The following is an 18,636-nucleotide window of genomic DNA, read 5'->3' as shown; positions in this document are numbered from 1 at the left end:
CGGGCTTGCGCGCTGGGTCCGGCCGGGCGGGCCGGGCTCGGCTTGGCGCGCGGGCCCCAGATGCGCGGGCGCGGGGCGCTAGGGCTTAGGCCTCGAGCTCGCCGGCTAGGTTGCGGGTGAAGAACTCGGCCAGGCGCGCTCCGGTTAGGCCCTGGCTGAGTCCGTAAACGAGTTTGGCGTAGGCGGCCTCTAGGGTCATGTCCCCAGTGCCGACGGCGCCCGCCTGGGCTAGCACGTCGCCGGTTTCGTAGGCCCCCAGCAGCACCGTGGCCTGGTGGCATTGGGAAGACACCACAACCACTGTGCCGCTTTTAACTACCCGCGCAATCAGCTCAGTAAAGCCCGGCTCGGCGCTGGGGCCGTTACCAACCCCGAAAGCCCGCAAAATCACGGCTTTAGGGGCTGGGGTGAGCATTGCTTCCAGGCGCTCGGCGGTAATTCCGGGCACCAGTGAAGCCACCATCACATCCTGGCGCGTATAGGGCTTGGGGGTAGCTAGCGGCTGCGGGCCTCGGAAAGCATGGGCGGCTAGGGCGGCGTCGTCCCAATGCCAAGGCGCCCCGATACGGGCCAGGGGCGCTGCCGACGGCGAAGCGAAGCCCTCATAGCTCCAAGAGGAGGCTTTAGTGGCCCGGTTACCGCGCAGCAAATGCTGCCCAAAGAACAGGCTCACACCCTTATTAGCGGGGTTAGAGGCGGCCGTAAGGGCACCCAGGACGTTACCGGCGGCGTCGGAACCCAAAGCCCCCAGCGGCAGCTGCGCCCCGGTAACCACCACCGGCACCTGCAAGTCCGCTAACGCATAAGACAAGGCGGAGGAGGTGTAAGTCATAGTGTCCGTGCCGTGCAAGATCACGAAACCAGCGGCGTCGTCGGCGGAGGTGCGCACGCAATCAACAATGGCCTGCCAGTCGGCGGGGGTGGCGTTAGAGGAGTCAATCAGGGGCGCTAACTCGTGCAGACGCACCTGACCAGCCAGGGCCGTTCCCGCCAGCACCCGCTCAAGCCAACCGGCCAGATCCGCACCAGGAACCAGGCCGTGAGGCGAGTCCACCATGCCAATTGTGCCGCCTGAATAAATTACCTGGATTGTCATGAGACCCCCCTGCAAAAAGGCTGTTTTATCTAGGTTAATGCACGTTTGCCCGCACAGCCCAAGCTATGCGGACAAACGTTAGGGTTGGTGCGGACCAAAGCAGGCCCACGCTCTAGCCGGCGCACGCCGGACCCCAAAACCTGACCGACGGGCAGCGCCCTACGACAGACTCGGGAGCCCGGCTAGCGCGGGGCAGTGCGCAGACTAGGCGCGTTCCTCTTCAGCCTGCTGTAAGGCAAACTCGACGGCGGCCTCAGCGGAAGCACCCAGAGGGTCTTCAATGTCTTCCACCAGCATGTTGTCCATCAGGTCGGCGTCGATACGGTCACGCACCGCATACCAGCCAATCACCATAGCCAACACACAACCCAAGGCAATACCCAGGGTGATCAGGCCGTCGTCGCTCATACCCATAGCCAAAATGACGATAGCGAAGAAAATAATGCCGATCAGGTTAGACCAGGGGGCAAAGCGCAGGCGGTAGCTGGGGCGCTCCACCAAACCCTGCTTAGCGCGGTTAACGAAGATCCAGTGCGAAATCAGCACGCTAATCCACGTGCCAGCAATACCCACAGCAGCCACATCCATAATGATGTTGAAGGCACTGGCGGGCACAGCGGCGTTAATGATCACGCCCACAATGCCCAAACCGGCAGTGATAGCGATACCACCAGCAGGCACCTGGTGACGGTTGAGCCTAGCGGCCACGGCGGGGGCCTCACCGGCCAGGGCCATAGAACGCAGGGTGCGGCCAGTGGCGTACAGGCCCGCATTCAGCGAGGACAGGGCCGCCGTGAGCACCACGATCTGCACAATGTCACCAGCGTGAGGCACACCCAGGGCCGTGAAGAAGGTAACGAAAGGACTCTGGTTCTTGTCGTAGGCAGTCCAGGGCAGCACCAGCGTCATCAAAACCACCGCGCCCACATAGAAGAAGGCGATACGGCCAATCATGGAGTTAACTGCCTTAGGCAGAATCTCGCGGGCATTCTTGGCTTCACCTGCGGCCACACCAATCATCTCGGTACCACCGAAAGCGAAAATAACCCCCATAGACAAGGTGACGATCGCAAACGACCCCATAGGCAGGAAGCCGCCAAAGCTGGTCCAGTTGTGGAAACCACTGGTGACCTCAAAGTGCCCGTTAGCCACGTGAGAATACAGCTCAATACGAGAGGTGCGGTCAGCTAGCTGCACCGAATCCATATTGCCCACATTCACTGGCACGCTCATCACCCGCTCAGTGACGATCGCCCAGATAGCCAGAGCCATGAAGCTCAAAATGGTGACCACCTTGATCAGTGCAAACCAGAACTCCATCTCGCCAAAAAACTTGACGGACATAATGTTCAAAGCAAACACGATAGCCAGCGCCACCAGGGCCAACACCCACTGCGGGATACCCCTAAAAGTGGGCCAATAGTGCATATACAGGGCCACTGCGGTGATGTCCGCCATCGCCGTCACCGCCCAGTCCAGGAAGAACAGCCAGCCGGTAGCGTAGGCACCCTTCTCCCCCATGAACTCACGGGCGTAAGACACGAAAGCACCCGAGGAGGGGCGGTAAATAGCCAGCTCACCCAGGGCGCGCACCATGATGAAAGCGAAGAAACCACACACCGCATAGGCGATTGCTAGGCCCGGGCCACCTTGCGCCAGGCGGCCACCGGCCCCCAGGAACAGGCCGGTACCGATAGAACCGCCGATAGCGATCATCTGCATGTGGCGGTTATGTAGGGCCTTGTCGTAGCCGCCGTCGCCCTTATCTGCTAACGCAGCGTTTGGCTTAGGACTTGGCTCAACATAATTTGATTGGGACTCAGCCATAAGTACTCATCTCTTATCGGGACGGATTGCATCTACAGCCTCACCAGCAACCGCGCCCGTAAAGTACATGGCTCTACGCTAGCTAGGGTGCATGGCTCTACGCTGGACGCAAAAGGCATTGTCAATACCTGGTTAGATTTTAGTGGCTACCAGCGGTGGCAGTGGAGAAGGCAGTCTATACAATTCATTACATTTGTACAGGTGCTTGTGGCGTAGTTGCGCATAGGGCACTTGTGTCGGTACGCTAGCTCAGGCTACTCACGGCGCCATTAGCCGAAGCTGTGATATGCCGCCTTAGCTCAGTCGGCAGAGCGATTCACTCGTAATGAATAGGTCGCGGGTTCGATTCCCGCAGGCGGCTCCAATAGAACGTCACTCTGGATACAAAGATTTCCGGGTTTGCCGGGAAGTGTTCGGAGTGGCGTTTTCGCTGTGGACTTTGACGCGACTGACGACCAGGTCACAACGCACATCATGCCCTATTTCCGAGCAGTCCGTGACAGCCTCGGCGGTGGGTACCGAGTAGGCATCTACGCGTCCCGCAACATCTGTACCCGGGTCATCGAGGCGGGCTACGCCGGCACTGCTTTCGTTTCTGACATGTCCACAGGTTTTTCAGGAAACCTCGGCTTCTCAATCCCGAAGGATTGGACTTACGACCAGTTCACCGAGATTTCCGGATATCGAGGCAAGTGGGATCTGGACAAAGTCGCCTATTCCAACGCCTGGCCAGCGGTGTCCTACGTGTCCCCACAGACCGTAGAAGACCCTAACCCCAACACTGCAACCGACTATGAGAAGCTCTCGCCGATTGACCTGATCTGGCATCTAGAAAAACGCTTCAACGAACTTCGCAAGGACAATAAAGTCGGACGCGACTATATTTCAACCTCCCATGGAGATGTCGTTACCGTCGAGGTTTCTACATGGCGCGCTATCTTGAACTACCTGTCGAAGGAATACCTTGCAGAAGGCGGTTCCGGTTCCACATTCCAATGGACAGTGGCAGCTGAACCCTGGCGAGGCGCTGATGCCAGCGTGTTGGAAAATGATCCGATTGCTAAGAAGATCATTGCAGCTTGGCAACGCTGGTGCGGTGATCGTAAACAGCACCTGATCGACGTTGCTGGGGGCGAAGTAGACATGCCTCACATGGCAGTCACCACGCTCGGATACCTCAACACCAACGTGGTTCCAGACCGTTGGACTGGATGGGCAGGCGATCTTGCCACAGCAATGGGTGAACTACAGAAACTCAAGAACTGGAACAAAGATCGCCAGGTTAATCTAGACAGAGCAGCACGCGGTCTTGTCGGCCAAAAAGACGACTACCTTAGTGATCCTGGGCTCAGCGGGTACACGCTTTACAAAGATGGTGATCATATCCGTAACACCTGCAACTATGCAGACATGTGCTCAGACGGCGATGCGATTGTTTTTGCTCGTGAACTACCCAAGCAGAATGAACATACTCACATCCTGTCTAACTTCCTGGGCAGTTACTACACCGATAAGGCGCGCCTGGCTAACCGCTTCAAGGAAATCGCATGGAGTGTAGGTGCCAAACAAGAAGGGAACGCAGCTACCGAGTTCGAGGATAATACGACACTGAGTGACGCAATATTTAGTGATCTGCTTGCATCTGGAACTCCGGATTCAGACGTAATAACCGCCTGCTGCAAAGCGCTAGCTAGCTTCATCTTTAGCCGCTAACTACTGCACCTTTGTTGTGGCGACTTTAATCTTTATTAAGGTCGCCACAACAGTCACAACAAAAGGAATTACAGTTACAAGAATGGCCCAAAAAGTGAAATACTGGTTCTCCCAAAAGGCGAAGTACGCTAATCGGCTGATTGGAATACATAAAAACAGCATCACGCCAGCTACAATCAAGGCAGGAAGGTTCCCCCTTGATAACTCTTCTTGTCTGATGCTCATTGCTGCCAGTACCGGGGCTAGGATGAAATACATAAGTATAGGAAGCCCGAGCTGAATCATCCTTCCTATCGATCCAGCAGAGAAATGTAGCAGCCGCAGCGGAATCACTGACACCAGCATAAGAATTATATAAACCAGGCTGGGCCTTAAAGCGATAGGCACCCTTCCGAGGGTTGCTTTGATGCCAATGATGCTGCTTTTAATTAATAAAATCACGTTTTTCTTCCTTCACCTGGCTCCCTTGTCTTTCATTACGAAAGTTTATTGCTTACGGTAGCAGATTTCCCACATCCAAGCTATGGGTAGGGACGGTCGGATCTCTACCGGTTTTGGGTTCCTCAGCGGGCGGGGTCAACCGCGCGCAAAAACACCGATTCAAACGCGGTATTGACCCCTTTCGCCCTTCACGCCGGGGCACAACGCCCTGGGAAGGAGGCGAGGCGCGTGGCTAAAGACGGAACCAACCGGGGCGGCAGGCGCGTGCGCGCAGGCGCGAAACCTGACCAACTCAAGGACAAGCTCGAGGCCGGAAAGCCCGCCTCCCGCCTGCTTGAACCCGCAGACCTCGACCCCTTCGGTTTGGAGGGCGGTGACGTGGGCGATAGTGCGTTGCTTGAGGGTGAGACCATGCCACCATCCACCCCGACGGAACAATCGCTATCGCGTCAACGACGGATGAGTCTGTAGTTCGGCTGCACCCCTTGGCCCCAGGTGCATATGACCTCGGGCTTCTCTATCTTCGCAGTCAATCTGTCTTAACGCCCATCATCATGTATGCCATCCAGGTCTACCGTCGATACCCTCCTCACAATTGGAACCAGTGACATTTCTGCAGGGTTGCCAAACGGAGAAAGTATGAGTATGTTTATAAACATGCCTACAAAGAATATTTACGTCTCAGAAGCGGATATGGAACTATTTGAACGAGCTGCGCAGCACGCGGAAAGTGTTTCAGCGGCTGTCGTCCAAGCACTTCAGGACTATTTGACCAACCGACATAACACTGAAAAAGGTTACGGAAGAATAGAACTAACGCTCTACGAAAACGGCTCGCGGAGGAAGGTGATGTTTTACGGCCGAGAGATAGTCCGTGTTGAACGCCCGGTGGATGGTGGTGTCCAAATTAATACAATTTACGAAACAGCAAAAGGGCAGCTCGCTGTTGCAACAAAAATCCGCAGGCTTTTACCTGATGAGGTTAAAGGGAGCTACCGAATCTGGGATCATCCCGAGACCTGGTCACGAGAGTTCTGGTTAATAGGTGACAAAACGCTAGAGGTATATCCAGATATTGCACAGCTGGAGTTGGCGGATGCGTACTTGGCTGAGCAATGTAAATCCGCGCTTTCAGCAAAACCCTACGAGGTATTGGATATTTAACAAGCAAGGATTTGCCTGAGCCTCCAATTACTTAGATTGGTATGTTTATCTTCCTGGCATATGCACTCTGCCGGGCTATGGCGCCCACGATGCCGAACCTTGCACCCAGCGGCCTCGTACTGCACCCACCCCAGCCTTTGTATCCATCGTGACCACCTTTGGTCCGTGCATGAGCACACGCTAAGCACTCAAACTAAATTAAGCACGACGCCCGCCATGTGCTCAATGTATGCAGAGACATCAATCACTCAACATCTTGCATCATGCTATAAGATGGTTCTATCTAGCAGTGAAGCTAAGTCTGGAAGGGACTAATCTGATGGATGAGATCATCTCATTTGGTCTAGGACTCTTAGCGTTTGTTAGCGCTTTCTGCTTGGCTGGTCTGGCGCGAGCTATGCGAAATGACAAGTTGCCTCCGAATATGTGGGCGGGAATCAGGACGAAGGCAGCATTAGAGTCGGAGTCGTCCTGGTATCAGGTTCAACGAGCAGGTTCAGTACCAGTCATTTGCTTAGCCACTGCTTATGCAGATTCAGGTTTACTCTTTATCCTTCAAGGAATCTACCACGAGACTATTTCTATACTTATTCCGGTAATTGTGTTTAGCGTACAAAGTCTGGTCGGAATTATATGGATGTACAAGGCGAGCTATAACTCCGATCCATCGCAAAAACCAGAGTAGAACCAGTGAGTTCTCCACGCCTGTGCGCAGCTTATGGCGACGACGCCGTCGCCCCAGCAGGTTGACAATGCCCTCCCCTAGCAGGCTCGACTGCACCCCTGACTGGCTCGACGCCGCCACCCTTAGTTAGTTTTCAGCGTGTCAGTAGTGCCAATCGCTATTGCTTACTGCCCAGGTACCGTCTTCCTGTTTAGTGAGACTAATGAAAGCCCAACTGCTAACAGGTTCATGGGAACCGTCAGCGTAGGTACGAACGAAACCTACTGTACGAAGCCAACGGCCAGGGATCCGTTCAGGATTGTTATTTTCACCGTAAGTGGCTATGTACTTAATAGTGACAGTGGTGTGTGATTTACCGGGCACAAGCGGCAGGAATTCTCCTTGTCCCTTCACTACGTCAGGATTGGGGATGTGGTTTCCGCGAATCTCAGGAGTTTCGTAAACGCTTGACCGGATAGAGGCATACGCCGTCGTGATATCGCGTGAGGCATCCCAAGTCTGATACGTGATGACATAAGCGGCACACACCGCGTCAGGATCAGTGCGATCTACGGTGGTCGGATCAGGCAGCAGATCACTAAGCCACTTCACAGAAGCCGGGTGCAGGCAGGTTCCATCGGGAGCTAAGGTCCCTTCTTCACATGGAGGCATACTCGAAGCCGTGACAGTTGGGGTAGGCGTTGGAGTAGGTGTAGGGGTTGTGGCGGTAGGGGTTGTGGTTGCCTTAGCTAGGGGTGAGCTCTGCGCACTGGAGGAGGTAGTGACAGAAGCAGCGGTGCTCATGTTGGAAGCCGCCGAGATGGTGTTGGTGTTGTTAGTGAGGCGATTCCAGAAGAAGACGCCTGTAACAGCCAAGGCAATTGCTAGAGCTGCTGCAACCGCCGCAATCGTCGCTTTGCTGCTATTTGTAGTTTGCTTGAGAATGTTCATGTAAGCATCCTTAGGTACGCACTATCTTCTTACCCTGTCACTCAGGGAAGCTAAATAATCACCAATCCCGCATCCACTGCGCGACCAGCATTGTCGCGCCAACATTTAGATGTGAGCAGCCCCAAGACCCTTCAGAATCACTACCCGAAGGCAGTGCCCCCTTATTGAAGTGTCAACAACACAAGCCTAATCCTAAGTGTCGCGCACCACAAGGGATGAATCATATTGTTTGCGCTATCTCAAATAGCTGCGTACCAGGTTAAGTATTTTTATTCCGACGACGCCGTAGACTGATTCATCTCACGTCTAGCCATTTCAAGAATATTCTTAACTTGCTTTGTGAACGGATGTTCTGGCCCCAACACCCGCTGACACTCTGGCAGCATCCCCTCACAAATATCAATAGCCTCAGCAACTTGATCAGCGCATGAATAGGAGTAGGCCAGACTACTACGGGACGACAATGTGGTAGGGTGCTCGGCGCCTTTCACATCATCAAACTCGCCGGCGATGCCCCTTGAGGTACGCCGCCGCGTCCAGCAAGTGCGAGACGTCTTCTCATCAAGCCACACCCGCCCACGGCCGACGCCTGGCCACATACCTCATTAAGCGCCTACCAACGTGTCCCATCTCCGAAATTGCTCGCCTGGGCCGGATCCTACGCAAATGGAAGGACGCCCACTTGGCCTACTTCGAGACAGCCGGAGCCAGCAACGCACCGCAGCGAAGCCATCAACGGACATTATCGAACTAGGCAGACGCACCGCCAGAGGCTACCCCAACCCCACCAACTACCAACTCCGAATGCCCCTCATCACAGGAGGCCTAGACGCCTCCACCCACACCCAACTCGGAAGAACCAGCAATGTGCTCGACGTCCGTGCGCCACAAGGCGACCGCCGTCCTGTCGCCACCAGCACAGAGCGTCCGGAAGGCTACATCGCTTAGGAACGCCCAGCGATCGGGCGGGCTACACCACGACCTCGACAGATAGTGCCCAACCTTTGTCTCCGAATCTAAGTAGTACGCAATACCTTCTGTCGCCAGGACAAGCACATCTCCCGGCTGCCAGGAAAACTCATACTCCCACCGTGGCTGCGTTGCGAGCGGGAGAGCAAAGGAGCGATCGTCCGCCTCGTCTACGTGATCACTTTGGCAAACAGAACGCCATTGGCACTGTTGTCGATTGAGCAAGCGAACCTCGCCGTCACCGTAGTGGACAAGCCGCGCCAGCCACGCATCCCCCGGCGTGCAGCCGCCACGCTCTCTCGCATGGCCGAGGTCTTCGGGGCGGACCGGCCCGCCGCGCTGTGCCGCGAACTCACCAAGGACTACGAGGAGGTGCGCCGAGGCCCCCTCGGGGAGCTGGCGGCCGGCGCCGACGACGTGCTCGGCGAGGTCACCATCGTCGTCGCCGGATACCAACGCTCGGCGCGCGCGCAGGACCACGTCGGCGCGGTCCTCGCGCTCGCGGCGGAAGGTATGCGCCTCAAAGACGCTGCCGCCGAGGTCGCAGCCGCCACGGGCGCGCGCAAGAACGACCTCTACAAGGCGGCACTCGCCGCGAAGTGACGAGGCCGGGGAACCTCAGACGAGGGCGACGCCCTCCGTCATCATCCACTCGCGAGCCTGCTCTCCCAGCTGCTCGGAGACGGGGGCGGTCAGCTCACGCAGCACGCGCGTCGGGAACCCGGCGCGGACAGCGTCCACGGCCGTGCAGGCCACGCAGTGCGACTCGGCGAGGCCCACGACATCCACATCCGTGATGTCGGCATCGCGCAGGACCTGCTCCAGCGTCTTTCCATCCTCTGTCGTGCCCTCGAAGCCCGAGTAGGCGGCCTCGTACTGGCCCTTCTTGATCGTCACGTCTGCGTTCACGTGGGCGAGCGCCGGGTGCAGCTCGGCCTCGTCCGTGCCCGCCACGCCGTGCGGGGGCCAGGTGTCCACGAAGTCCGGCGTCTCAGAGAAGTGAGCGCCCGGATCGATGTGCCAATCCTGCGTGGTGACGATCAGCTGATACTCCCCGCGGTGGGCCTCCACGTAGGCGGCCACGGCCTCGGCGACCGCGTTGCCGCCCGTGACAGGCAGGGCACCGCCCTCGCAGAACGTGGGCTGAACGTCGACGATGATGAGTGCGCGAGTCATGCTTTCTCCATGAAAGTGGCGTTTTGGCCAGGATAGCACCGAGCGCTCTTCCTGCGGAGAGCGTGCCTTTCCCGCAAAAAGGTGCCGGTTCCCCGTTTGAGCCTGCCAGGCAGTATTGTTAGGGGCTATGAGTCGTATTCTGTCCGCCGTCGCATGGCCCTAGGCCAACGGCCCCCGTCATATTGGCCACATTGCGGGATTCGGTGTCCCCTCTGACGTTTTCTCCCGGTACATGCGAATGGCCGGCCACGACGTGCTCATGGTCTCCGGCACCGATGAACACGGCACCCCCATCCTGGTGGCCGCCGACGGCGCGGGCGTGAGCGCGCGTGAACTCGCGGATCAGAACAACCGCCTCATCGTCGAGGATCTCGTGGCGCTCGGATTGTCCTACGACCTCTTCACGCGCACGACCGCCGGCAACCACTACCGCGTCGTGCAGGACATGTTCGCCACCATGCGCGATGCACACTCACGTAGAGTCCTGGGATACGCCATGGGCGAGCAGCACAACACGCGCCCTGGTCATCACCGCACTCGACATGGCCGCCGCAACCCGTGGCGGCTTCCCCGCAGGGGTCGTGTTGCATGCTGATCGGGGAACACAGGTCACCTCCCAGAAACTGGCCGCCTACATGCGCGCCGTGAAAGGAACCGTGTCGATGGGGCAGGCCGGCGTGTGCTGGGATAACGCCATTGCCGAATCCTTGTGGGCCACCTTCACAACCGAGTACTACTACCGGCGTGCCTTCACCACCCGCGACCAGGTCTACACCGGAGTCACCACCTGGATCGAAGACTTCTACAACCACCACTAGAATCCAGCGCTCGGGCGGTGTCTCACCCTACCTGCTGCTCTGTGTCGCTTGATCGTTGTGATCAGTGTGATCTGCTCGTCGACTTGGAGGGCTTCCCCCTGGTTGCTGCCGCTCAGCGTGAGTACGCTCTGGTGCTCGACATAGACTCCTGTGACCGCTGTGCTGGCTGCCCGGGTTGTGGGGTGAATCGCTCAAAGTCACGGGCGCGTGGTGGTGGAGGTGAACGTCTCGGGCGAGGCCTCGGCGCGCCTGGGGATCCCGGATCGTTCGTTGGATCTGTCGATGGGCATGAGCCGGGACCTGGAGTGGGCCATCGCGGAGGACGCGACGATCGCGCGCCTGAGCACCGCGATTTTCGGCCCCCGCCGCGCCTAACGAGACCGCTCACCCACACCCGTGTCGCACCCGTTAAGATTGACAGCATGACGAGCGTTTTTGCTGGAATATCAGCGTCGATCCTGGCGCTCGCGCCGATCACCAACCCGATCGGCGCTCTCGCCGCTTTCGCTGGCCTCACCGCCGGTAACACCCCTGCTGCAATTCGCTCGCAGGCGTGGAAGACCGGTATCTACGTGTTCGCAATCCTGACAACCTTTACAGTCTGCGGCTCGTTCATCATGCGCTTCTTCGGATTCGACCTGCCCTCCCTGCAGATCGCCGGCGGCCTCGTCGTCGCACACTCGGGTTTCTCGATGCTGGAGAACAAGCGCCGCTCCACCAATGAGGAGGACCAGCACGCGACACTCAAGGAGGATGTGTCTTTCTCCCCCATGGCGCTCCCCCTCATTGCAGGACCCGGCTCGATCGGCGTCGTCATCGCGTTGGCCGCCCGCAACACCGCCGTCGGTTTTCAGATCGGAATTGTCCTGGGCATCCTGATCACGGCCGCCACCATCGCGGTGCTTCTGCGCTACGGAACACCCTGGATCGACAAGCTCGGAGCTACCGGCGTCGGCGCGATCACACGAATTATGGGCTTCCTGATCCTCGTCATCGGCGTCGAGCTCGTCATCCACGGGATACGCGCACTCCAGCTCTTCTAAGCGAAAGCCCACCCCAGCCTCGTCCCACGAATCTGAACTACCTCCCATTCCCCGGACTTCAATTTCGATGTCCAAGAAACGGGAGGCAGTTCACAACGACACGCTCGCCTGATCCTGCGCGGGCCTGCGGCGCTCATCCCTCCATGTTCGCCGCGGTCACCCCATCGGCCAGAGTTCCGTATACGGTGACACAGTGCCCGAAAAACATGTCGTCGTCATCGAAGTAGGCGGAAAATGAACCGTCGGTGTCCATCGCGATGCTACGCAGCTCGATCCGGCGAGCGAAGCTCTCTTCCGTAATCTCAGGGACATCCTCGTCGGCGGATTCGCGCCACTCGCACGCGAGTTCGGTGAGCTCACGTGCGGCGCTCGCGCGCATGTCACCGTCCCAGCGATCCTGCTCCGCCAGCATCTCCTTCATCGCCCGCCTGGCGTCAGCCCAGGTGCCCTCGTTCGCCGTATCAACCTCGAGCGACAGGCAGATCTGCTCGCCGCGCCACAGGACCTCCCCTTCAAACATGTCGAGGTCTTTGTCGAGAGTGAGTTCTCCGAGTACCTCGTCGACCACCACGACCGGCCTGCGATAGTCGGCCAGCACCTCTTCCAAGGCGGGGCACGGGGCATCCTCTTCGAGGACCTCGACGATCAGGAACTGGTTCTGCGAGGAAGCGGTCACGCCTTCGGGAACCTCGTGCCGAATCTTCTTGCGCGCCTTGAGGCGGTACACCGCCTCCCGACGGAAGCGATCGAGGATTCCTCCGGCATCGTGTTGCTCGTCGCTGACGGGATAGACGATCCGGCCACCACCCGCGTGCAGTGCGCCGGTCTGGCAGTCCACATACGCAATGAAGTAGTGCGAGACGTCCCAGAATCCGTTCCTCTTGCCGGCTCCACTGCCGCCGGCGAGCAGGACGAGTATCTCCCGTACCTCTTCCTCGAAGGTGCGTTCCCATTCAGCCTGCGTCATGTTATCTTGCGCACGCATGTATTCGAGCAGATCCACGCGCCATCCTCCTTGATCCAGGGCTGCCGCTTCGCTACGACGAACCCTACTCCATCGAATGCTCCATAACTGAATCACCAACACAAAACAGAAGGCGATTAGCCCACAAAAACGCGACAGCGTTCACTTCGCGAGCTCTTCAAACACGTCCGCGTAGGCATCCATGAAGTCAACAGCGACATCGACAGCACTCTCAGACTGCTGCGCCGGTTGAATGACCACCCACGGCCTGTTGTTCTTGAGGATCGTGACAGGCTTCCCCGTCCTATTCACCTCTGCTGTCACTCGCGAAAAGTTGTTCTTCGCCTCGGCGAGCCCCATCGTCAGTGTCGACATAACTGCTCCTTTCAATCTTAGCCATAATTGTGGCCAGAATATAGGCTCAGATCAAGACCGACGACGCCGACACCAAGTCCACCAAGGACGAGGCCGACACACACAACTCCGATGACAACAACAGTGGCGCAAGGGGATTGTGGACAAGGTCAGAGAGGCATTCACCGATGCCGACGGCGTTTTGCGTGACTGGCGCGGCAAACCGATCGATTGGCAGCCGGGCCAGCCCCGAGCGGGCATCTGGGGCATGGGGCATAAGCCCGGTCACAAGTACAGTGACGTATGGAGATCGTATGTCAATGGCGAGATGACGCCACAGCAATTTCTAGATTGGTATATTGAACCAAAGAACTATCGAGTCGAGTTTTCATCGAGAAACAGGGGTCATTACGACGAGTAGCGGGTGGAATCGCTGATGACGTCTATCTTTGCGGTCGCGTACAGGGGAACCTTCGATCAATTCAAGGAGCTGTTTGCCGACGGGGACGAAAAGCGCGTGCGGTGGGGCAAGAGCCTCTTCATCGAGGCGCTCAGCAACACCGATCCCGCGCAGCGTTACCCGATGTGCGACTTCCTGCTAGACCGCGATTGCGTTCTCGATGCCGGCACCACGGACGGAACGAACCCGTTTCATATTCTCTTCGCGCAATGCGCGCGCGACGTCAACCGGGACGTCGCGCTATGCCGTCGCCTCCTGGATCGAGGCGTAGCGCTCGGTCAACCGGACAAAAACGGGTGCATCCCCCTCGTCCACCTGATCTCCACGCAGGATTACTCCGACGAGGACCTGGCACCCATCTACGACGTCGTCTTCGCGTCCCCCGACCCGGGCTTTACAACCGTCGTCGACGGAGGCAAGCCCTTCCATAAACTCGTCCGCGCGTTCGAGGACCGACAAGCCCTCGCGGACCGCATCGACGACTACCTCGCGGCCGGAAGCGAGAAACACACTGAGGAACACGCATGATCACGTTCATTAACAACGCCGGCGCGGCCATCGTCTCGCGGAAAATTGTCGAACGAACGGGGAACATCAAGTGGATGATCCGCGATGTACCGCTTGCCCCTCAGGACTCCGGCTGGCGCGTGCTATCCGACCGCGACACCGCCGAGTACCTGGATGATCCAAAAAACATGACCGTCGTCGACTTCAACGAGCTGTGCAACCTTGAGCCCGCCTGCATCGGCATCTACGACCTGCCGATCGGCTCCGACATTCAACTCGTCGTCGAACCTGACAGACGTCGGCGATGGTTCGATAACAAGACCGAGAAAGAGATTTCCTTCCGCTGACTCACGCAGCGGTCCCACCCTCACAGGTGAGTGAGCCGCCGGGCGCTAGGATCCAGGCGGCAAATATGCGGCAGCTTTACATAAGGATGGGAGCATTCCTTCTCTCGCCGAACGCGGACTTTATGCCCCCTACTCTCTTGGCCCACCCGACATGCGCGCTCATCTCACAGGTAAGCTTCCCGAAGGGTGCGTAGCTACGCATGGGACAGTTGCGCCCGCGTTCGGGCAACCAGGAGGCGCGATACAGCTACAGATTTGGGAGCCAGACGCAACTACAGGAAAACTCGTGGAGATCCCATTGGAAGATTTGGAAAAGAGAGGAATCATTACATATGACTACCAGAAGTACCCTACTAAGGAATGACAACTTCAGTGAAACAGTCGTTTCCTCCGCGAATAGGGAAGTATATGAACTGTCCGAAGAACACATTATTTTCAACGGGCCAGACCCTCAAATCCTTATACACATCTGGCGAAAGGACGGCTTCTATTTCGGCGGCACAAGTGAACGGTCTTACAGGCCTCGTGGCGACATACGCACCAACGACCTGATCCCGATTAAGCAATGGCTCGTGATGGAATTGTTTGACTTCCTTCGACTCAGCTGGAACCTGAAGGATATCGGCATTGCGTTCAGATGGCTCTCTCCTGCTCCAGGCTGGTCACAAGATCCCGAGTCATGGGAACTACTCCATGAGGGCTCATCCACGGGGATCCTTGCAGACGACTCCGCATATGTTGCCGGCAACCTTCCCTGGTTCCTGAAGCACTCACCCGAACGGCTCTTCGAGATCGCCCACATTGAAAGCACCAAGGAAGTCTGCCAGGCCCTGTTCGGCATGCCACGCGTCCCCTTCGCCTAAGCCCACGGACAGACAGGAGTACCACTGATGTGGGAACAGTTTCGAGGCCTCGCGCTCCCACTCCTCGGCCAGCACTTCCCCCCTGAACTCATCAAAGACAACGGAGACAGCATCGTTTTCACCAGCAGGCTCGACTATGCCCCTGACTGGCTCGACGCCGTCGCCAACTCCCACCCCTAGAACCTGGCCCGCCGCTCAGACTGTGGCCCCCCTCCCACATTTTCACCAAAATCTGAAAAATTCCCGCAAAAGCAGCTACCATATTTTTAACCTAGATCACAAAGACGTTAGTGCTGCGAGCTGACGCAGGCAGACCTACCCAGCACCGCAGCTACTGGTTACGAGTTTTGGTATGACACAAATTGCTGCTCTTAGTGGTGTAGATAAGGCTTTCGGCGATCGCCTGGTTTTATCGATTGATTCATTGACGCTTGAAACCGGTCAGGTTGTAGCCCTGATTGGCCCAAATGGTGCCGGCAAGACAACACTGCTACGCATCATTAGTGGGCTATGGGTACCAACCCGGGCTAAGCGTTTAGAGGTTCTTGGCGCTGACCTGCTCAAGCCCTTACCCAGAAAAAAGTCCAAGCAATGGAGTCAACAACTGGGTTTTTCCAGTAATTCAAGCCAGCTGTTTGGCCTGTTAACAGTGCGAGAGAACCTGGAGTATGTCTGCCGCCTGTACGGCATCCACAAGGCACAGCGCGCTAAGCGGATCAACCGTTCTATGGAGCTTTGTAATGTGGCTGATCGCAGTGGGGATCAGGTGTGGACTTTGTCGACAGGACTTAAGCAGCGCGTCAACATTGCCCGAGCCATGGTCACCAACCCGAAACTCATTTTCCTTGATGAACCCACTTCTGGTTTAGACCCGCTGGCAGCAAATGACGTGTACGGAGTAATACGACGCCTGCAAAACAGTGGAGTAACCGTGCTGCTGAGCACCCACATCATGACTGAGGTTAATGATCTATGCGATCGGGTGCTGTTTCTATCTAAGGGCCGCATAATGGCTGACGCCTCGCCTGAGCAGTTACGTATGCGCGCTGGAGAGGTGGTTTACCAACTGCAAGTACCAACTAGTCAGAAGCAGAGCGTTATTACTCGCTTAAATGATGAGCTTGGGGCACGCACCGTTATTCGCCAGGACGACGGAGTTGAAGTTGACGTGCTTGCTTTTGGTTTATCCAACTCTAATCTGCTTGACCAGATGGGGCTAACTTACACTCGCCGGGACGCTCAGCTTGCTGATACTTTCTGGCTTTTGGGCGGTGCTGAGTGAGAAGTTTATTTGCTCATATGCGCTACAGTCTGACCATGAATGCTCGCCAGCCGGGAATTTGGTTGCGGGTTTTAGTGGTGGTGCCGCTCATGGAAGTGCTTCCGTTATTGTTTCTTGGACGCGCTTATCTTGAGTCTGACACGCAAAACTTTTTCTTGTACACCAACATGGTTTGGGCGTTTTTTACTGCCGTCGTAATCCAATGCTTGGTGTCTATCCAGGGTTTGGCTGGCGGGGGCCGCTTGGATACTTTCTTACATTCAGAGGGCTCAGTTATCCCTTGGCTGTCTGGCTACACTGGTGGAGTTTGCTGTTTTTACCTGTTTTCGTCACTAGTTTCTGTGTTTGCTTTGGGGTTCGCTTTAGGGTTCCCGGTGGTTGTGTGGCAGATGCTGGGCTATGCGCTGCTCGCTGTTCCCACCTCACTAGGCTGCGTGTATTTGGTGTATGGATTTGAGGTTCGTTTTAACCGGACCTTTCACTTCATAAATCTTCTTCTTGACGCACTAGTAATATTTTCTTGTGTGTTGTGGCCGCTGAATACTTTCGCTGGTATTACTCGGATTGCAGCCCAACTGTCACCACTGACGCATTTAAACGAGTTTATTCGCACTTCTAACCCGAGCCATGTTTTGGCAGGAATTTTGGTTAGCTTTATTTTCCTGCTGTTTGGTGTTGCGTGGGTGAAGCGCTCAACTAAAAAGTATCAGGTCGACGGCGCATTTGGAGGTTCACTTTGATTAGTGCTACTGCTTACCGCTATTACCAAACCTTGCGACGCAACCCTACCGACACGTTTTCAATGTTGGCTCGCCCACTGCTTTCTACTGCGCTTTTCGCAATCTTTGCAGCAACTTACCTAGCACCTAGCTATGGCGTTGCGTTCATGATTATCTCAGTGGCTGTTGTAAACGTTTTTACTAACGCTATACAGGGTTCAAGCTATGAGGCCCGCGAGGAAATCCAGGGGCTTCGCTTGGATGTGGTGCGCCTGTCTCCCGGCGGTTTTCCTGCATTCGTGAATGCACACGCTCTTATTCAGACTTTCTTAGCAGCGATGCAAAGCCTGGTGATTATTGTTATCTCCATGCCCTTTGTTAGCTATACGCCAATAGGTCAGCCAATGTATCTGCTTGCAGGTGTGGGGTTACTTTTAGGTACTAGTTTTCTGGCAGCTATGCTGGGCACTCAGGTAACAATTAGGCGCAATAATTTTTTGGCTGTGTCTTTTACTAGCGTCTTGCTGATTACTTTTGCTGGCGCGTTTTACCCTATTGAGGCTTTCCCTAGTTGGGCTGCCACAATTGCTAGGTGTAATCCAGTCACTTACCTGGTTGACCTGATCCGAGTGAGCTTGTTTAACAGCAAGCCACTACTCGCCCCCAGCTGGGAAATCTGCGTATGTGTAGCGTTCCTAGCTGTTTTAAGCCTTGGAGCTATTGCTTTTTCACGCCAACCATTTGGCGCCTCCGCCGAAAAGCAACGCTAAGCAGCCCACCCATAACCAGCACGGCGAGCTGCAGTAACTAGCGACAACAGTTGCTTCGCTCCACACTCCGTCCTTCCACAGAGTCAGCAGAGTTTAGTCCTCACCGGTTTCTGGTGATGGCGCATCCGGCGGGTTCATCTTGCGCTTAGCTGCTTCAAGATTTTTCTCCACTCGCTTGGTTAGTGGATGTTCTAGCCCTAATACCCGCTGACAGTCTGGCAGCAGTTTCTCCCACGCATCGATCGCCTCACCAAAACGCCCAACAGAGTCATAAGCGACAGCCAGATTATTGCGGGTGTTCAACGTATCAGGGTGATCAGCCCCCAACACCCGCTCATACTCAGCCAACACCCGCTCATACAACTCAATCGCCTCACCAAAACGCCCAACAGAGTCATAAGCGCCAGCCAGGTTGTCGCGGACGGTTAACGTATCAGGGTGGTCAGGACCCAAAACCCGCTCTTGGTCAGCCAACACCCGCTCAAACAACTCAATCGCCTCACCAAAA

At 56.5% G+C, this 18,636-nt stretch carries 21 protein-coding genes, 1 tRNA gene and 4 pseudogenes; 17 read left to right on the top strand and 9 right to left on the bottom strand.

Annotated features, from left to right (window positions below):
- Positions 1-85: 85 nt before the first annotated feature.
- Both HMPREF0045_RS07555 and HMPREF0045_RS07550 read right to left on the bottom strand, forming a co-directional pair.
- Positions 86-1,096, bottom strand: coding sequence for an asparaginase (locus HMPREF0045_RS07555; RefSeq protein WP_005987071.1), 1,011 nt, complete (start codon positions 1,094-1,096; stop codon positions 86-88).
- Positions 1,097-1,300: 204 nt separating this feature from the next.
- The gene (locus HMPREF0045_RS07550) at positions 1,301-2,923 is read right to left on the bottom strand and encodes an amino acid permease (protein WP_005987069.1); all 1,623 of its coding nucleotides are present in this window, start codon (positions 2,921-2,923) and stop codon (positions 1,301-1,303) included.
- Positions 2,924-3,211: 288 nt separating this feature from the next.
- Between HMPREF0045_RS07550 and HMPREF0045_RS07545 the strand changes: the two genes are divergently transcribed.
- Positions 3,212-3,287: transfer RNA gene (locus tag HMPREF0045_RS07545), tRNA-Thr, on the top strand.
- Positions 3,288-3,355: 68 nt separating this feature from the next.
- Complete coding sequence (locus HMPREF0045_RS07540; protein ID WP_005987067.1) at positions 3,356-4,636, top strand: glycoside hydrolase domain-containing protein; 1,281 nt, start codon at positions 3,356-3,358, stop codon at positions 4,634-4,636.
- On the opposite strand, the gene HMPREF0045_RS07535 is transcribed toward HMPREF0045_RS07540, so the two are convergent.
- Positions 4,637-5,077 (bottom strand): hypothetical protein, encoded by a 441-nt coding sequence (locus tag HMPREF0045_RS07535; protein WP_005987065.1) that lies wholly within the window; start codon positions 5,075-5,077, stop codon positions 4,637-4,639.
- Positions 5,078-5,305: 228 nt separating this feature from the next.
- Here HMPREF0045_RS07535 and HMPREF0045_RS07530 point away from each other — a divergent pair.
- From HMPREF0045_RS07530 to HMPREF0045_RS11255, 3 genes and pseudogenes are all read left to right on the top strand, one after another.
- Positions 5,306-5,533 (top strand): annotated as a pseudogene (locus HMPREF0045_RS07530) (terminase); the annotation flags it as partial.
- Between the two features lie 201 nt (positions 5,534-5,734).
- Positions 5,735-6,241, top strand: coding sequence for an EXLDI protein (locus tag HMPREF0045_RS07525; protein WP_040316210.1), 507 nt, complete (start codon positions 5,735-5,737; stop codon positions 6,239-6,241).
- Between the two features lie 229 nt (positions 6,242-6,470).
- Positions 6,471-6,926: an SdpI family protein gene (locus HMPREF0045_RS11255; RefSeq protein ID WP_330932957.1), complete on the top strand. Its 456-nt coding sequence runs from the start codon at positions 6,471-6,473 to the stop codon at positions 6,924-6,926.
- A 141-nt stretch (positions 6,927-7,067) separates the two neighbouring features.
- Here HMPREF0045_RS11255 and HMPREF0045_RS07515 read toward each other — a convergent pair whose 3' ends face one another.
- On the bottom strand, positions 7,068-7,856 hold the full coding sequence (locus tag HMPREF0045_RS07515; RefSeq protein ID WP_005987057.1) for a hypothetical protein: 789 nt from the start codon (positions 7,854-7,856) through the stop codon (positions 7,068-7,070).
- A 269-nt stretch (positions 7,857-8,125) separates the two neighbouring features.
- A complete protein-coding gene (locus tag HMPREF0045_RS11370; RefSeq protein WP_414105153.1) occupies positions 8,126-8,455 on the bottom strand; it encodes a tetratricopeptide repeat protein in 330 nt (109 codons plus the stop codon).
- Positions 8,456-9,098: 643 nt separating this feature from the next.
- Between HMPREF0045_RS11370 and HMPREF0045_RS07510 the strand changes: the two are divergent.
- Positions 9,099-9,428, top strand: a pseudogene (locus tag HMPREF0045_RS07510) (16S rRNA (cytidine(1402)-2'-O)-methyltransferase); the annotation flags it as partial.
- A 15-nt stretch (positions 9,429-9,443) separates the two neighbouring features.
- On the opposite strand, the gene HMPREF0045_RS07505 reads toward HMPREF0045_RS07510, so the two are convergent.
- A complete protein-coding gene (locus HMPREF0045_RS07505) occupies positions 9,444-10,001 on the bottom strand; it encodes an isochorismatase family protein (protein WP_005987051.1) in 558 nt (185 codons plus the stop codon).
- Positions 10,002-10,128: 127 nt separating this feature from the next.
- Here HMPREF0045_RS07505 and HMPREF0045_RS10210 point away from each other — a divergent pair.
- The 4 genes and pseudogenes from HMPREF0045_RS10210 to HMPREF0045_RS07490 all read left to right on the top strand — a co-directional run.
- A pseudogene (locus HMPREF0045_RS10210) lies at positions 10,129-10,467 on the top strand (class I tRNA ligase family protein); the annotation flags it as partial.
- Between the two features lie 118 nt (positions 10,468-10,585).
- A complete protein-coding gene (locus HMPREF0045_RS09780) occupies positions 10,586-10,819 on the top strand; it encodes an integrase core domain-containing protein (RefSeq protein WP_231196692.1) in 234 nt (77 codons plus the stop codon).
- Positions 10,820-11,044: 225 nt separating this feature from the next.
- A pseudogene (locus tag HMPREF0045_RS10205) lies at positions 11,045-11,194 on the top strand (YggS family pyridoxal phosphate-dependent enzyme); the annotation flags it as partial.
- A 47-nt stretch (positions 11,195-11,241) separates the two neighbouring features.
- On the top strand, positions 11,242-11,862 hold the full coding sequence (locus HMPREF0045_RS07490; protein WP_040315793.1) for a MarC family protein: 621 nt from the start codon (positions 11,242-11,244) through the stop codon (positions 11,860-11,862).
- Positions 11,863-11,995: 133 nt separating this feature from the next.
- Here HMPREF0045_RS07490 and HMPREF0045_RS07485 read toward each other — a convergent pair whose 3' ends face one another.
- Both HMPREF0045_RS07485 and HMPREF0045_RS07480 read right to left on the bottom strand, forming a co-directional pair.
- Positions 11,996-12,865: a DUF2262 domain-containing protein gene (locus tag HMPREF0045_RS07485; RefSeq protein WP_005987045.1), complete on the bottom strand. Its 870-nt coding sequence runs from the start codon at positions 12,863-12,865 to the stop codon at positions 11,996-11,998.
- 123 nt (positions 12,866-12,988) lie between these two features.
- Positions 12,989-13,201, bottom strand: coding sequence for a type II toxin-antitoxin system Phd/YefM family antitoxin (locus HMPREF0045_RS07480; protein WP_003793591.1), 213 nt, complete (start codon positions 13,199-13,201; stop codon positions 12,989-12,991).
- 139 nt (positions 13,202-13,340) lie between these two features.
- Here HMPREF0045_RS07480 and HMPREF0045_RS11365 point away from each other — a divergent pair, with 139 nt between their 5' ends.
- From HMPREF0045_RS11365 to HMPREF0045_RS07445, 7 genes are all read left to right on the top strand, one after another.
- A complete protein-coding gene (locus tag HMPREF0045_RS11365; RefSeq protein ID WP_005987032.1) occupies positions 13,341-13,601 on the top strand; it encodes a GH-E family nuclease in 261 nt (86 codons plus the stop codon).
- A 15-nt stretch (positions 13,602-13,616) separates the two neighbouring features.
- Positions 13,617-14,168, top strand: a complete 552-nt coding sequence (locus HMPREF0045_RS07470; protein WP_005987030.1) for a hypothetical protein — start codon at positions 13,617-13,619, stop codon at positions 14,166-14,168.
- A complete protein-coding gene (locus HMPREF0045_RS07465; RefSeq protein WP_005987027.1) occupies positions 14,165-14,494 on the top strand; it encodes a DUF2185 domain-containing protein in 330 nt (109 codons plus the stop codon). The genes HMPREF0045_RS07470 and HMPREF0045_RS07465 overlap by 4 nt, the downstream gene beginning before the upstream one ends.
- Positions 14,495-14,826: 332 nt before the next feature.
- A complete protein-coding gene (locus HMPREF0045_RS07460) occupies positions 14,827-15,357 on the top strand; it encodes a hypothetical protein (RefSeq protein WP_005987026.1) in 531 nt (176 codons plus the stop codon).
- A 352-nt stretch (positions 15,358-15,709) separates the two neighbouring features.
- The gene (locus tag HMPREF0045_RS07455) at positions 15,710-16,639 is read left to right on the top strand and encodes an ABC transporter ATP-binding protein (RefSeq protein ID WP_005987022.1); all 930 of its coding nucleotides are present in this window, start codon (positions 15,710-15,712) and stop codon (positions 16,637-16,639) included.
- A gap of 35 nt (positions 16,640-16,674) precedes the next feature.
- Entirely contained in the window at positions 16,675-17,379 is a 705-nt protein-coding gene (locus HMPREF0045_RS07450; protein WP_040315789.1) for a hypothetical protein, read from the top strand.
- Positions 17,376-18,128: an ABC transporter permease gene (locus tag HMPREF0045_RS07445; protein WP_005987019.1), complete on the top strand. Its 753-nt coding sequence runs from the start codon at positions 17,376-17,378 to the stop codon at positions 18,126-18,128. The genes HMPREF0045_RS07450 and HMPREF0045_RS07445 overlap by 4 nt, the downstream gene beginning before the upstream one ends.
- A gap of 93 nt (positions 18,129-18,221) precedes the next feature.
- On the opposite strand, the gene HMPREF0045_RS07440 is transcribed toward HMPREF0045_RS07445, so the two are convergent.
- On the bottom strand, positions 18,222-18,636 hold a 415-nt coding region (locus HMPREF0045_RS07440), incomplete at its 5' end, for a tetratricopeptide repeat protein (RefSeq protein ID WP_005987017.1).

It is taken from the genome of Actinomyces graevenitzii C83, assembly GCF_000239695.1.
GTDB lineage: Bacteria > Actinomycetota > Actinomycetes > Actinomycetales > Actinomycetaceae > Actinomyces > Actinomyces graevenitzii.
This window is presented reverse-complemented; position numbering and strand designations above follow the sequence as displayed.